The following is a 12,742-nucleotide window of genomic DNA, read 5'->3' as shown; positions in this document are numbered from 1 at the left end:
GTCATCCCCGTGCCACCCCCACGCCACCAGCTGCTCGACGAGCTGATCGAGCTGTTCCTCGCCGAGGGGTTCCTCGAGTTCGGGATCGGCGACCTCGCCGCCCGGCTGCGCTGCTCTCGTACGACGATCTACCGGGTCGCCGAGAGCAAGGAGCAGGTCGTGCTGGCCGCGGTGCGCGGCTTCTTCCGCCGCGCGACCGGGCGGATCGAGGCGCAGGTCGCGGCCGAGCCCGATCCCGGCGCGCGGCTCGCGGTCTACCTGACCGCGGTGGCCGCGGAGCTGGCGCCGGCCTCGGAGCGGTTCTACGCCGACCTCCAGGCCTACGCGCCGGCGGCGAAGATCTACGAGGAGAACACCGGCCTCGCGGCGCGGCGCGTGCAGGAGCTGGTCACCGCCGGCGTGGCGGCTGGGTCGCTGCGCCCGGTCGACGCGTCGTTCGTCGGCGCCGCGGTCGCCCAGGTGATGACCGCGATCCAGGGCGGCCGGATCTCCGCCGCGTCCGGACTGGCGGACGCCGCCGCCTACCGGGCGCTGGCCGACCTGGTCGTGCACGGCGTGGGCGGTACCACTCCCTGAGCAGCTCCCTCGGCCGCCCCGGTGGCCTGACAGAGTGCTGGCCATGAGCAACCTCCCCGAGTCCCTCCAATGCCTGACCGTCGCCGTCCTCGGCGGCACCGGACCGCTGGGGCGTGGGCTGGCGCGACGCTTCGCCGCGGGGGGCATCCCCGTCGTGATCGGCAGCCGCAGCGCCGACCGTGCCTCCGACACCGCGGCCCAGCTGTCGACGGAGCTGCCCGGTGACGTGCGCGGCGCCGACAACGCGGGCGCCGCCGCCGCGGGCGACATCGTGGTGGTCGCCGTACCGTGGGACGGCCACGGCGAGCTGCTCATCTCGCTCAAGGCCGAGCTCGCCGGCAAGGTCGTCGTCGACTGCGTGAACCCGCTCGGCTTCGACAAGCAGGGCGCCTATGCGCTCCCGGTCGAGGAAGGCTCGGCCGCGCAGCAGGCGGCGGCGATCCTCGCGGACTCGACCGTGGTCGGGGCGTTCCACAACGTCAGCGCCGTGCTGCTCGACGACCCCGAGATCGCCTCGGTCGAGACCGACGTGCTGGTGCTCGGCGACGTGCGTGAGGCGACCGACCTGGTCCAGGACCTGTGCACCGTCGTCCCCGGCGTGCGCGGCGTCTACGGCGGTCGGCTCCGCAACGCCCACCAGGTCGAGGCCCTCACCGCCAACCTGATCTCGGTGAACCGGCGCTACCAGGCGCACGCCGGCGTCCGGATCACGGACGTCTGAGGTCGAGGTGCCGGAGATCACCCCGCGAACATGGCCTTTGACCGCAAGATAGTTCGTCTATGGCGCCATTGACGGGTAGTATTTCCCGTCGGGACTAGTCCCGAGTCCAGATACGTCTGACCGACGCGGTCGCCGCGCACCCCGGTGCGCGGCGGCCGTGTCGCTTGTCTGCGCAACCCGCGCCGGAAGGAGTGAACATGAGCCTCGACCTCGCCACCATCATCGGACTGGCCGGCACCGTGCTGGCCGCCGCCTACACGGTCCCGCAGTTCCGCAAGCTGCGCGCGACGACCACGGCGGCCGGTGTGAGCGTCGCCGCCCTGGCGAACTCGGCCATCAGCGGCGTCGCCTGGACCGTCTTCGGCGTCCTCGAGCGCGAGCTCTGGGTCGCCCTCCCGGCCGCGGTCGCGGTGCCCGCCACGGTAGGCGCCCTGGTGATCGCGTGGCTCCGCGGTGGGTCGCGCGCCCGGCTCTGGCTGCCGGTGCTGTGGCTGGTCGTCGTGTCCGCCGCCGGCCTGTCGGCGCTGTGGGTCGGACCGGTCGTCGCGACCGTCGTCCTCGGCTGCTCGGTCGCGCTGCTGGTCACCCCGGCCGCGCTCACCGCCTGGCGCAGCCACGACGTCTCGGCCGTCGCCGCCTCGGCCTGGGCGCTGCTGATCGTGGACGCCCTGGTCGCCGGCGCTTACGGCGTACTCGCCGACGTCGACGCGAACCTGATCTACGCCACCGTCGCCACCATCGGCTCGCTGGCGATCCTGCTGCGCATCGGCATCCCTGCCCACGTGCACGCCCGGCTCGTCCGCCTGCCCGCCGGCATCGACCCGGAGGTCACCTGCGACGAGCTGTCCCTGGCCGCCTGACCGGCTCTTCTTCGGGATAGTCCCTGACGTTTGGGCCCCCAGGACGGTCGATTCGGGGCCGAAACGTCAGGGACTATCGACATTTCGTCCCCTGCCAGTTGACCCGGTCTGACAGTCTTCGGGCATGGGATTCCCTGGGGGAGCAGCCGCGAAGCGGATCGTCCTGGAGGTCGTGGGCTGGCTGCTGGTGGTGGCGGGGATCGCGGCGCTGATCCTGCCCGGGCCCGGGCTGCTGATGCTGGCGGCCGGCCTGGTGATCCTCTCGCAGGAGTACGAGTGGGCCGAGCGCCGGGTCGAGCCGATCAAGAAGCAGGCGCTGCGCGGCGCCGCGGAGAGCGTCGAGAACGCGCTGCGGATCACGCTGTCCGGCGCGCTCGCGGTCGGGCTGATCTTGTGCGGCGTCCTGTGGATCTGGGGGCCGGAGATGCCCGGCTGGTGGCCGCTCCCGGAGTGGAGCTGGCTGCCCGGCGGCGTCGCGACCGGCATCACGCAGATCGCGTCGGGCCTGATCGCGGTCGGGCTGATCGTCTACAGCTACCGGCGGTTCCGGATCCGCAAGGAGCCGGTGCCGGGGTGAGTACGTGTTGAGCAAGGGTCATGGCCTGCTGCGCGCCGCCCCTTCCCAACACGTACTGAGAGACTCGAGGGGTACGCCGCCGCCCCCCACGCGACGGCGCACCCCTTCCGAGCTCCCGAGAACCTCTACGCGGCTCTCACTCCGAGCACGCCGCAGATCGGCAGCGGCAGGCCGAGGTCGCAGAGCGGGCCGAGGATCGTGCCCGGGTCGGGCGCTCCTCCGGCGGCCGCGTCGCAGATCGCCTGCGGGAGACCGGCGTCGCACAGCGGCTGGATCGGGCTCTCGCCGCCCGGACCGGGAGTGCCGCCCGCGGCGTCGCAGATCGGCTGCAGCGAGCCGGTCGGGTCGGCGTCGCACAGTGCCTGGATCGGGCTGTCCCCGCCACCGGGCGTCGGCAGCGGCAGCGTCGCGAACGCGTCGCAGATCGCCTGCGGCAGCCCGGCGTCGCAGGCCGGCTGGAGCGGGTTCGCGGGCTCGCCCGGGCCGCCGGGTCCGCCGGGACCCTGGCTGTTGCGGCACTGGCGCAGCTTGGCCTTGGCCCTCTTCAGCGCCTTCTTCTTGGCCCTGAACTGCTTCTTCGCCTTCTTCAGCTTCTTGTCGGCGGCCTTGCGCTGCTGCGGACCGTCCGCCTTCTGCTTGGCCTTCTTCGCCTTCTTGACCTTCTTCTGGGCCTTGTTGACGGCCTTCTTGGCCTTCTTGACCTTGGCCTTCGGCTTCGCGCACTGGCCGGCGGCCTTGGCGCCGGTGTCGCTGGTCGGGGACCGGTCGGGGCTCGCCGCCTGGACGCCGGTGGCGCCGGTGAACGTGAGCGCGACCGCCACACAGCCCGCTAGTACGAGCTTCGCTGCTTTCGTGATCATGTCTCTCCTCCTACGGGTGGAGGGGACGTTCCCCCGATCGTGTGGCTCCAACCACAGGTCCAGACCGGTCGATCGTCGTCGGCAATACTCAGTACCCGATCGGCAGGCCCGCGTAGTTCTCCGCCAGGCCGGCCGCGCCGGCGGCGCTGGTGGCGACCCACCGGAGCTGGGAGCGCTGGAGCTCGCGGTCGAACGGGTCCTCGCTCGCGTGCAGCATCGTGGTCATCCACCAGGAGAAGTGGGTGCACCGCCAGACCCGGCGCAGCGCGGTGTCGGAGTAGGCGTCCGCGAGCGCGTGGTCGCCCTTCAGCAGTGCGACCAGGGCGGGTGCGAGCAGGGCGACGTCGGCGACGGCGAGGTTGAGGCCCTTGGCACCGGTCGGCGGCACGATGTGCGCGGCGTCGCCGGCCAGGAACAGCCGGCCGTGCCGCATCGGCTGCGAGACGTGCGACCGCATCGGCAGCACGCTCCGGTCGGTGATCGCGCCGGTCGCGAGCTCCCACCCGTCCTGGCCGTGGCCGAGCCGGGTCGCGAGCCCGTCCCAGATCCGGTCGTCGGGCCAGTCGGCGAGGTCGGTGTCGTTGGGCACCTGGAGGTAGAACCGCGACACGGTCGCGGAGCGCATGGAGTGCAGCGCGAACCCGTCGGGGTGCCAGGCGTAGACGAGCTCGTCGGTCGAGGGCGCGACGTCGGCCATGATGCCGAGCCACGAGTAGGGGTAGGTCCGCTCCCACGTCCGGCGTACGGCGCCGGGCACGGCCGCCCGGGACGGGCCGAACGAGCCGTCGCAGCCGACGACCACGTCGGCCTCGAGCCGTCGCGCGATCCCGGACGCGTCGGTGAAGGTCACCGAGGGGCGCTCGGTCTCCAGCTCGCGCAGCGCGGTGTCGCGCACCTCGTAGACGAGCCGCTGGCCGCGGGCGTGCGCCGCGTCGACCAGGTCCCTCTGCACCTCGGTCTGCCCGTAGACCCACACCGACCGCCCGACCAGGTCGACGAAGTCGAGGTGGTGCCGCTCGCCGGGCCACTGGAGGTGGATGCCGCGGTGCCGGTCGCCCTCGCGGGCGAGCCGGTCGCCGAGCCCGACGTCGTTCAGCAGGTCGACCGTGGACTGCTCGAGGACGCCCGCGCGGATCCGGCCGGCGACGTACTCCTCCGAGCGCGTCTCCACGACGACGGACTCCACGCCCTCGGCCGCCAGCAGATGGGAGAGGAGCACGCCGGCCGGGCCCGCGCCGAGGATGGCGACCTGGGTTCGCATGCCCGGAGTCTCGATCGGGTCGAGACGGCCGGACCATCAGCCGCTTCCGCTGGACGAAAGCGCTCGGCCGACGCCGCGGGCGGCCACGTGGAGGGCGCCGGTCAGGCGGGCGCGGTCCTTGAGTGAGGGCACGACGATGCCGAGCGCGGCCACCACGTCGGTCCCGCGCCGGATCGGCACCGCGATCGAGCAGGCGCCCAGGCTCATCTCCTCGGTCGTGGTGGCGTGGTCGTCGCGGAGCACCCTGGCGAGCTGGCGGTGGAGCAGCCCCGGCTGGGTGACGGTGTACGGCGTGATGCGGGTCAGGCCGGCGAGCACGTCCTGCTGCACGGCCGCGGGCGCGTGCGCGAGCAGCACCTTGCCGACGCCGGTGGCGTGCATCGGCAGCCGGGAGCCGACGCTGCTGACCACCGGCACGGACGCGTGCCCGGCCAGGCGGTCGACGTAGAGCACCTCGCTGCCGTCGCGGACGGCGAGGTGGACGGTGGCGAGCGTGGCGCCGTACAGGTCGTGGAGGTACGGCGAGGCCAGCTCGCGCAGCCCGGACTGCACCGGCGCCAGCAGCCCGAGGTCCCACATCCGGTGGCCGACGACGTAGTCACCAGCCGGCGTCCGGGCCAGCGCGCCCCAGGCGACCAGCTCGCCGACCAGCCGGTGCGCGGTCGGCACCGGCAGCCCGGCGCGGCCCGCGAGCTCGGTCAGAGCGAGCCGCCGGTGGCGGTCATCGAACGCGCCGAGCAGGGCGAGGGCGCGCGACGCGACCGTCGCGCCGGGGGTCGAGGTGTTGCCGGCCACGGGAGGCATCCTTCCACTGACCGGAAGGCAGCCGTCGTCAGCGTCGTCGCCGGCTCCCTACGGTCGGCCGGTGACCAGCTCCGACTCCGCCACCGGGACGCAGGCCGAGATCTCCGCCGAGATCGACGCGATCGTCCGGGGGTACGCCGCCGCGGGCGCCGTCGAGACCCGGCCGCGGCTCGACTACCCGCCGTACCGCTCCAGCATCCTGCGGCACCCCACGAAGGACCCGCACCACGCCGACCCCGAGGGGATCGAGCTGTGGGCGCCGGTCTTCGGCGAGCGCGACGTCGACCCGCTCGAGGCCGACCTGACCATCCAGCGCGCCGGGGAGCCGATCGGCGAGCGGCTGGTGCTCACCGGCCGCGTGCTCGACGGCGAGGGCCGGCCGGTACGGCGCCAGCTGGTCGAGATCTGGCAGGCGAACGCCGGCGGCCGCTACATCCACCAGCGCGACCAGCACCCCGCGCCGCTCGACCCGAGCTTCACCGGCGTCGGCCGCTGCCTCACCGACGCCGACGGGTGGTACCGCTTCACGACGATCAAGCCCGGGCCGTACCCGTGGAAGAACCACCGCAACGCGTGGCGCCCCGCGCACGTGCACTTCTCGCTGTTCGGCCGGGAGTTCACGCAGCGGCTGGTGACCCAGATGTACTTCCCCGGCGACTCGCTGTTCGCGCTCGACCCGATCTACCAGTCGATCGTCGACCCGGCCGCGCGCGAGCGGCTGGTCGCGACCTACGACCACGACGTGACCACGCACGAGTGGGCGACCGGCTACCGCTGGGACATCGTGCTCACCGGCAGCCGCCGCACCGTGTTCGAGGAGGACGAGCAGTGACCCCCACCCCCGGCCAGACTGTCGGGCCGTTCTTCGGCTACGCGCTGCCGTACGACGGCGACCACGAGCTCGTCCCGCCGGGCCGGCCGGACGCGGTCCGGCTGCACGGCCGCGTCCTCGACGGCGCCGGCGACCCGGTGCCCGACGCGCTGATCGAGCTGTGGCAGCTCGCGCCCGACGGCAGTGTCCCGCAGGTGCCGGGATCGCTGCGCCGCGACGGCTACACGTTCACGGGCTGGGGCCGCGCGGAGACCGACCGGGCCGGGCACTACCAGTTCACGACGCTGCGCCCGGGAGGTGCGTCGCCGTTCTTCGCGCTGACCGTCTTCGCCCGCGGCCTGCTCGACCGGCTGTTCACGCGTGCCTACCTGCCCGGTGCCGCGCCCCCGCAGTGGCCGAGCCTCGCCGCGCAGGCCGACGACCGCGGCTTCGTGTTCGACATCCGGCTCCAGGGCGAGGACGAGACCGTCTTCCTCGACTTCGCGCGAGACTGAGCACATGGCGGACCTGTTCTGGCCCGGCGACGAGCGCGCCGGACTGCACTTCGGCTCGATCGCGTTCCTGCGGGCGATGGTCGAGGTGGAGTCGCGGTGGCTCGGCCGCGAGCTCGAGGTGCCGGACCTGGACCCCGCGCTCGCGGAGGCCGGCGGCAACCCGGTCATCGCGCTCGTGCGGCGGCTGCGCGAGCAGGACCCCGAGGTGCACCGTGGGCTCACCAGCCAGGACGTCGTCGACTCGGCGCTGATGCTGATGGCCGAGGCGGCCGTCGCCGACCTGCGCCGCGACCTCCGCGTGGTCGTCACCGCGCTGGCCGCGCTCGCGACGAGACACCGGGACACCCCGATGGTGGCGCGCACGCTGACCCAGCACGCGGTGCCGACCACCTTCGGCTTCCGGGTCGCCGCCTGGCTGACCGCGGTGCTCGACGCCGACGACGACCTGCGGCGCCTGTCCTTCCCGGGCCAGTACGGCGGTGCCGCCGGCACCCGCGCCGCGATGGTCGAGCTCGGGCGCGAGGCGCCGGCCGGCGTACCGCGCTGGCACACCACGCGCGCGCCGGTCACCCGTCTCGGGGACGCGCTCGCCGGCTGCACGGACGCCTGCGCGCGGATCGCGAACGACGTGCTCGTCTTGTCGCGTCCGGAGATCGGCGAGCTGGCGGAGGGCTCGGGCGGTGGCTCGTCGACGATGCCGGGCAAGGCGAACCCGGTGCTGTCGGTGCTGGTCCGCCGCGCCGCGCTCACCACGCCGCAGCTCGCCGCGACCCTGCACCTCGCCGCCGCGTCGCAGGTCGACGACCGCGCCGACGGCGGCTGGCACGCCGAGTGGGCGACGCTGCGCGACCTGGTCCGGCGCACGCTGGTCGTGGCGTCGCAGACCGCGGACCTCGTCTCCGGGCTGCGCGTGGACGACGGCCGGATGGCCGCGAACCTCGCCGCCGCCGGCGACAGCGTCCTGGCGGAGCAGCGCAGCATGACCGACGACCCGTCGCCGACGTACCTCGGCGACGCGGGCGCGTACGTCGACCAGGTGGTCGCCCGCGCCCGGCAGGAGGAGCCCTCGTGATCCCGAGCGTCACCGCCGTCCGGATGACGGCCGCCCGCCACCGCGCCGAGCTGCCGCTGCTGGTGCTGGGGCCGTCGCTCGGCACCTCGGCCGCGACGCTCTGGTCGGCCTGCGCGCCAGGGCTGGTCGACGCCTTCGACGTGGTCGCATGGGACCTGCCCGGCCACGGCCACAACCGGTCGGTGCCCGACGAGCCGTTCACGATGGCCGAGCTGGCGGCCGGCGTGCTGCGGACCGTCGACGACCTGCTCACCGAGCGCGGCCAGCCGCGCGGGCCGTTCTCCTACGCCGGCGACTCGGTGGGCGGCGCCGTCGGCCTGCAGCTGCTGCTCGACGCCCCCGACCGGGTCGTCGCCGCGGCCCTGCTGTGCAGCGGCGCCCGCCTCGGGACCGAGGAGTCGTGGGCCGAGCGGATCGCCGCCGTCCGCGCGTCCGGCACGCCGTCGCTGGTGGCGGCGTCGGCCGGGCGGTGGTTCGCCCCCGGCTTCCTCGAGCGCGAGCCCGAGCGCGGCAGCGCGCTGCTGCACGCGCTGTCCGACGTCGACGACGAGGGCTACGCGCTGGTCTGCGGCGCCCTCGCGACCTTCGACGTCCGCGACGCCCTGGCGCGGATCACGGTCCCGGTGCTCGCGGTCGCGGGCGCCGAGGACGTCGCCGCGCCCCCCGAGAGGCTGCGCGAGGTGGCCGCGGGCGTCGCCGACGGGACGTACGTCGAGCTGCCCGGCGTCGCCCACCTCGCCCCGGCCGAGGCGCCCGACGAGGTGGCCCGGCTGCTGCGCTCGCACCTGCTCGGGGAGTCGCCCGCTCCGGCCTCGCCGTCGGAGGGGATGCGGGTCCGCCGCGAGGTGCTCGGCGACGCGCACGTCGACCGGGCGACCGCGGCCACGACGGACTTCACCCGCGACTTCCAGGAGCTGATCACGGCCTACGCCTGGGGCGGGATCTGGACGCGGCCGGGCCTGGACCGCCGGTCCCGCTCGATGATCACGCTCACCGCGCTGATCGCCCGCGGCCACCACGAGGAGCTGGCGATGCACGTGCGCGCCGCGCTGCGCAACGGCCTCACGGTCGAGGAGATCCAGGAGGTGCTGCTGCAGTCGGCGATCTACTGCGGCGTACCCGACGCCAACACGGCGTTCCGGATCGCCGCCGAGGTGCTGCGCGAGGACGGCCTGCTCTGACCCGTCGAGTTGGGCCTCGTTCGCCGTCGAGTTGGGCCTGATTCGCGAACTTTGGCCCAACTCGACGGCGACTACTGCCCAACTCGACGGGCGACGCAGGCGGCGACCAGGTCGGCGACCCGGCGCACGGCCGGGGTGTCGTCGCCGGCACGGGTGGCGAGGGCGAGGCCGACCGTCGGGGCAGCGGTGAGGGCGACGTACGCGACGCCGTCGAGGCCGAGGCTGCGCACCGGCTCCGGCACCAGCGCGACGCCGAGACCGGCGGCGACGAAGACGACCAGGGTCGCGGTCTCGCCGACCTCGACCACCGGGTCCGGCGTGAAGCCGGCCGCGGCGCAGGCGGCGAGGATCTGGTCGTGGATGGAGGAGCGGTGGCCGGACGGGTGCATGACGAACGCCTCGCCGGCCAGCGCGGAGAGCGGGATCCGGCGGCGCCGCGCGAGCCGGTGGCCGGCCGGCAGCACGGCGACGAGCCGCTCGGAGCGCAGTTGACGGACGCTCAGATCGCTGTGGTTGACCGGGTCTGGGCGCAGGAGGGCGACGTCGTACGTCCGGTCGTGGAGGCCGGCGACGAGCTGCGGTGACAGCAGCTCGCCCCGGAGGATGAGGTCGACGTCCGGGAGGGCGGCGCGCACCTCGCGGGCGACGCGGGGCAGGACGTCGTACGTCGCCGTGCCGATGAACCCGACCGAGACCCGGCCCGCGCGGCCCGAGGCGAGCAGCGCCATGTCGTCCGCGGCCCGCCCGACGTCGCCGAGGACGGTCCGCGCGTGCTCGGCGAAGCGCACGCCCGCCTCGGTCAGCTCGACCCGGCGGGTCGTCCGGGTGAACAGCGGCAGGCCGAGCTCGCGCTCGAGCTGCCTGACCTGCTGGGAGAGCGCGGGCTGGGCGATGTGCAGCCGCTCGGCGGCCCGCCTGAAGTGCGTCTCCTCCGCCAGCACGGCGAAGGACCGCAGGTGGCGCAGCTCCATGCACACAGCTTATCAATCGACCGAGATTCGGTATTGGAGAAGATCGGTCGGCGCGGCCTACGGTGGACGCATGACCGCCGCCTTCGTGTACGCCGCCGCGCGCACGCCGTTCGGCCGCTTCGGCGGCGCCCTGGCCGAGGTGCGGCCCGACGACCTCGCCGCGACCGCGATCACCGGCGTGCTCGCGAAGGCGCCGGGCCTGGACCCGGGCCGGATCGGCGACGTCGTGTGGGGCTGCGCGAACCAGGCCGGCGAGGACAACCGCAACGTCGGCCGGATGGCCGTGCTGCTCGCGGGCCTGCCGGTGTCGGTGCCGGCGACGACGGTCAACCGGCTCTGCGGCTCCTCCCTGGACGCCGCGATCGTCGGCTCGCGGACCATCGAGTCCGGGGACGCCGACGTCGTGCTGACCGGCGGCGTCGAGTCGATGACCCGGGCGCCGTGGGTGCTGCCGAAGCCGTCGCGGGCGTTCCCCGCCGGCAACGTCACCGCGGTCTCGACCACGCTCGGCTGGCGGCTCGTCAACGAGGGCATGCCGGCGGAGTGGACGGTCTCGCTCGGCGAGGCCAACGAGGTGCTGGGGGAGCGGTTCGCGATCTCCCGGGATCGGCAGGACGAGTTCGCCGCCCGGTCGCACGTGCTCGCCGATGCCGCGTGGGAGGCCGGCTTCTACGACTCGCTCGTCGTGCCGGTGGGTGACCTCATCCGCGACGAGGGCATCCGCCCGGGGTCCACCGCCGAGAAGCTGGCGGGGCTGAGGCCGTCGTTCCGGCCCGAGGGGACGATCACCGCGGGCAACGCGTCCCCGCTCAACGACGGGGCGTCCGCCGTACTGCTGGGGTCGGAGGACGCCGGCCTGGGCATCGATCCGGTCGCCCGGATAGCCGGCCGCGGGGCGTCCGCGGTCGAGCCGCCGATGTTCGGCTACGCGCCCGTCGAGGCCGCCGATCGCGCGCTGGCGCGGGCCGGGATCGGCTGGAAGGACGTCGGCGCGGTCGAGCTCAACGAGGCCTTCGCCGTGCAGTCGCTGGCCTGTGTCGACGCGTGGGCCATCGACCCCGCCATCGTGAACGCCAAGGGCGGCGCGATCGCGATCGGCCACCCGCTCGGCGCGTCCGGCGGCCGGATCGTCGGCACCCTCGCCGCGCGGCTGCAGGAGTCCGGGGAGAGGTACGGCGTGGCCGCGATCTGCATCGGCGTCGGGCAGGCGCTCGCCGTGGTGCTGGAGAACGTGTCATGAGGGTCTGCGAATCCGCCGCGGAGGCGGTCGCCGGCATCGCGGACGGCTCGACCGTGCTGGTGGGCGGCTTCGGCCTGGCCGGCATGCCGGTGCAGCTCATCGACGCCCTCATCGACCAGGGCGCGACCGACCTCACCGTGGTGTCCAACAACGCGGGCAACGGCGACACCGGGCTGGCCGCGCTGCTGGCCGAGGGCCGCGTGCGCAAGGTGGTCTGCTCGTTCCCGCGGCAGGCGGACTCGTGGGTGTTCGACGGGCTGTACCGCGACGGGAGGATCGAGCTGGAGCTGGTGCCGCAGGGCAACCTCGCCGAGCGGATGCGTGCCGCCGGCGCCGGCATCGGCGCGTTCTTCTGCCCGACCGGGGTCGGGACGCCGCTGGCCGAGGGCCCCGACGGACCGAAGGAGACGCGCGAGATCGACGGCCGGACCTACGTGCTCGAGTACCCGATCAGGGGCGACGTCGCCCTCGTCGGCGCGCACCGGGCCGACCGGATGGGCAACCTCGTCTACCGCAAGACCGCGCGCAACTTCGGGCCGGTGATGGCGACCGCCGCCACCACGACGATCGTGCAGGTGCGCGAGGTGGTCGAGGTCGGCGAGCTCGACCCCGAGGCGGTCGTGACGCCCGGCATCTACGTGGACCGGGTGGTGGCGGTATGAGCCTGTCGAAGGACGAGATGGCCGCTCGCGTCGCGCGGGACATCCCGCCCGGCGCCTACGTGAACCTCGGCATCGGCCAGCCCACGCTGGTCGCCGACCACCTCGACGCGGACTCCGGTGTGGTGCTCCACACCGAGAACGGCATGCTCAACATGGGCCGCGCCGCCGTCGGCGACGAGGTCGACGGCGACCTGATCAACGCCGGCAAGGTCCCCGTGGTCGAGCCGCCGGGTGCGGCGTACTTCCACTCCGCCGACTCGTTCGCGATGATGCGCGGCAGCCACCTCGACGTATGCGTGCTCGGCGCCTTCCAGGTCAGCGCCGGCGGCGACATCGCCAACTGGCACACGGGTGCCCCGGACGCGATCCCCGCCGTCGGCGGCGCGATGGACCTCGCGATCGGGGCCAAGCAGGTGCTCGTGATGATGACGCTCTTCGATCGCGACGGGACGCCGAAGCTGGTGCCGTCGTGCGCCTACCCGCTCACCGGAGTCGGCTGTGTCTCGCGGGTCTACACCGACCTCGCGGTCTTCGAGGTCGGCGCGGACGGCGTGCGTGTCGTCGAGACGTTCGGCACGACCCGCGCGGACCTGGCCGAGCGCCTCGACGTACCGCTGCTCTAACGCGGGAC

15 protein-coding genes are annotated in these 12,742 nt (G+C 74.0%); 11 read left to right on the top strand and 4 right to left on the bottom strand.

Annotated features, from left to right (window positions below):
* Positions 1–9: 9 nt before the first annotated feature.
* From ACYVKX_RS02065 to ACYVKX_RS02050, 4 genes are all read left to right on the top strand, one after another.
* Complete coding sequence (locus ACYVKX_RS02065; RefSeq protein ID WP_460828869.1) at positions 10–576, top strand: TetR/AcrR family transcriptional regulator; 567 nt, start codon at positions 10–12, stop codon at positions 574–576.
* Between the two features lie 43 nt (positions 577–619).
* Positions 620–1,297 carry an NADPH-dependent F420 reductase gene (npdG, locus tag ACYVKX_RS02060; protein ID WP_460828868.1) on the top strand — a complete coding sequence of 226 codons (678 nt, stop codon included), beginning with the start codon at positions 620–622 and terminating at the stop codon, positions 1,295–1,297.
* A 197-nt stretch (positions 1,298–1,494) separates the two neighbouring features.
* A complete protein-coding gene (locus tag ACYVKX_RS02055; protein WP_460828867.1) occupies positions 1,495–2,157 on the top strand; it encodes a hypothetical protein in 663 nt (220 codons plus the stop codon).
* A gap of 124 nt (positions 2,158–2,281) precedes the next feature.
* Entirely contained in the window at positions 2,282–2,734 is a 453-nt protein-coding gene (locus ACYVKX_RS02050; RefSeq protein ID WP_460828866.1) for a PGPGW domain-containing protein, read from the top strand.
* A gap of 125 nt (positions 2,735–2,859) precedes the next feature.
* On the opposite strand, the gene ACYVKX_RS02045 is transcribed toward ACYVKX_RS02050, so the two are convergent.
* The 3 genes from ACYVKX_RS02045 to ACYVKX_RS02035 all read right to left on the bottom strand — a co-directional run bounded on the left by ACYVKX_RS02045 (position 2,860) and on the right by ACYVKX_RS02035 (position 5,650).
* A complete protein-coding gene (locus tag ACYVKX_RS02045) occupies positions 2,860–3,594 on the bottom strand; it encodes a hypothetical protein (protein WP_460828865.1) in 735 nt (244 codons plus the stop codon).
* A gap of 88 nt (positions 3,595–3,682) precedes the next feature.
* A complete protein-coding gene (locus ACYVKX_RS02040) occupies positions 3,683–4,855 on the bottom strand; it encodes a 4-hydroxybenzoate 3-monooxygenase (RefSeq protein WP_460828864.1) in 1,173 nt (390 codons plus the stop codon).
* 36 nt (positions 4,856–4,891) lie between these two features.
* Positions 4,892–5,650, bottom strand: coding sequence for an IclR family transcriptional regulator (locus ACYVKX_RS02035; protein ID WP_460828863.1), 759 nt, complete (start codon positions 5,648–5,650; stop codon positions 4,892–4,894).
* Between the two features lie 70 nt (positions 5,651–5,720).
* On the opposite strand from ACYVKX_RS02035, the gene pcaH reads away from it, so the two are divergent.
* The 4 genes from pcaH to pcaDC are packed head-to-tail and all read left to right on the top strand — an operon-like array spanning position 5,721 to position 9,238.
* Positions 5,721–6,491: a protocatechuate 3,4-dioxygenase subunit beta gene (gene pcaH, locus ACYVKX_RS02030; protein WP_460828862.1), complete on the top strand. Its 771-nt coding sequence runs from the start codon at positions 5,721–5,723 to the stop codon at positions 6,489–6,491.
* Entirely contained in the window at positions 6,488–6,985 is a 498-nt protein-coding gene (pcaG, locus tag ACYVKX_RS02025) for a protocatechuate 3,4-dioxygenase subunit alpha (RefSeq protein ID WP_460828861.1), read from the top strand. The genes pcaH and pcaG overlap by 4 nt, the downstream gene beginning before the upstream one ends.
* A gap of 4 nt (positions 6,986–6,989) precedes the next feature.
* Entirely contained in the window at positions 6,990–8,057 is a 1,068-nt protein-coding gene (locus ACYVKX_RS02020) for a lyase family protein (protein WP_460828859.1), read from the top strand.
* Positions 8,054–9,238 (top strand): bifunctional 3-oxoadipate enol-lactonase/4-carboxymuconolactone decarboxylase PcaDC, encoded by a 1,185-nt coding sequence (pcaDC, locus tag ACYVKX_RS02015; RefSeq protein WP_460828857.1) that lies wholly within the window; start codon positions 8,054–8,056, stop codon positions 9,236–9,238. The genes ACYVKX_RS02020 and pcaDC overlap by 4 nt, the downstream gene beginning before the upstream one ends.
* A gap of 71 nt (positions 9,239–9,309) precedes the next feature.
* Here pcaDC and ACYVKX_RS02010 read toward each other — a convergent pair whose 3' ends face one another.
* Positions 9,310–10,209 (bottom strand): LysR family transcriptional regulator, encoded by a 900-nt coding sequence (locus ACYVKX_RS02010; RefSeq protein ID WP_460828856.1) that lies wholly within the window; start codon positions 10,207–10,209, stop codon positions 9,310–9,312.
* 70 nt (positions 10,210–10,279) lie between these two features.
* On the opposite strand from ACYVKX_RS02010, the gene ACYVKX_RS02005 reads away from it, so the two are divergent.
* The 3 genes from ACYVKX_RS02005 to ACYVKX_RS01995 are packed head-to-tail and all read left to right on the top strand — an operon-like array spanning position 10,280 to position 12,734.
* Positions 10,280–11,449 carry a thiolase family protein gene (locus tag ACYVKX_RS02005; protein WP_460828855.1) on the top strand — a complete coding sequence of 390 codons (1,170 nt, stop codon included), beginning with the start codon at positions 10,280–10,282 and terminating at the stop codon, positions 11,447–11,449.
* On the top strand, positions 11,446–12,111 hold the full coding sequence (locus ACYVKX_RS02000; protein ID WP_460828854.1) for a 3-oxoacid CoA-transferase subunit A: 666 nt from the start codon (positions 11,446–11,448) through the stop codon (positions 12,109–12,111). The genes ACYVKX_RS02005 and ACYVKX_RS02000 overlap by 4 nt, the downstream gene beginning before the upstream one ends.
* Complete coding sequence (locus tag ACYVKX_RS01995) at positions 12,108–12,734, top strand: 3-oxoacid CoA-transferase subunit B (protein ID WP_460828853.1); 627 nt, start codon at positions 12,108–12,110, stop codon at positions 12,732–12,734. Before ACYVKX_RS02000 ends, ACYVKX_RS01995 begins: the two co-directional genes overlap by 4 nt.
* Positions 12,735–12,742 lie beyond the last annotated feature (8 nt).

Source organism: Nocardioides hungaricus (assembly GCF_054782915.1).
Note: the sequence above shows the minus strand (reverse complement) of the source record. Positions and strands in the feature narration are given on the sequence as shown.

Coding starts and splice junctions, on each gene's coding strand:
- ACYVKX_RS02000 (WP_460828854.1), top strand. CDS start 11,446: ATGAGGGTCTGCGAATCCGCCGCGGAGGCGGTCGCCGGCATCGCGGAC.
- ACYVKX_RS02010 (WP_460828856.1), bottom strand. CDS start 10,209: ATGGAGCTGCGCCACCTGCGGTCCTTCGCCGTGCTGGCGGAGGAGACG.
- ACYVKX_RS02040 (WP_460828864.1), bottom strand. CDS start 4,855: ATGCGAACCCAGGTCGCCATCCTCGGCGCGGGCCCGGCCGGCGTGCTC.
- ACYVKX_RS02020 (WP_460828859.1), top strand. CDS start 6,990: ATGGCGGACCTGTTCTGGCCCGGCGACGAGCGCGCCGGACTGCACTTC.
- ACYVKX_RS01995 (WP_460828853.1), top strand. CDS start 12,108: ATGAGCCTGTCGAAGGACGAGATGGCCGCTCGCGTCGCGCGGGACATC.
- ACYVKX_RS02055 (WP_460828867.1), top strand. CDS start 1,495: ATGAGCCTCGACCTCGCCACCATCATCGGACTGGCCGGCACCGTGCTG.
- npdG (WP_460828868.1), top strand. CDS start 620: ATGAGCAACCTCCCCGAGTCCCTCCAATGCCTGACCGTCGCCGTCCTC.
- ACYVKX_RS02005 (WP_460828855.1), top strand. CDS start 10,280: ATGACCGCCGCCTTCGTGTACGCCGCCGCGCGCACGCCGTTCGGCCGC.
- ACYVKX_RS02050 (WP_460828866.1), top strand. CDS start 2,282: ATGGGATTCCCTGGGGGAGCAGCCGCGAAGCGGATCGTCCTGGAGGTC.
- ACYVKX_RS02045 (WP_460828865.1), bottom strand. CDS start 3,594: ATGATCACGAAAGCAGCGAAGCTCGTACTAGCGGGCTGTGTGGCGGTC.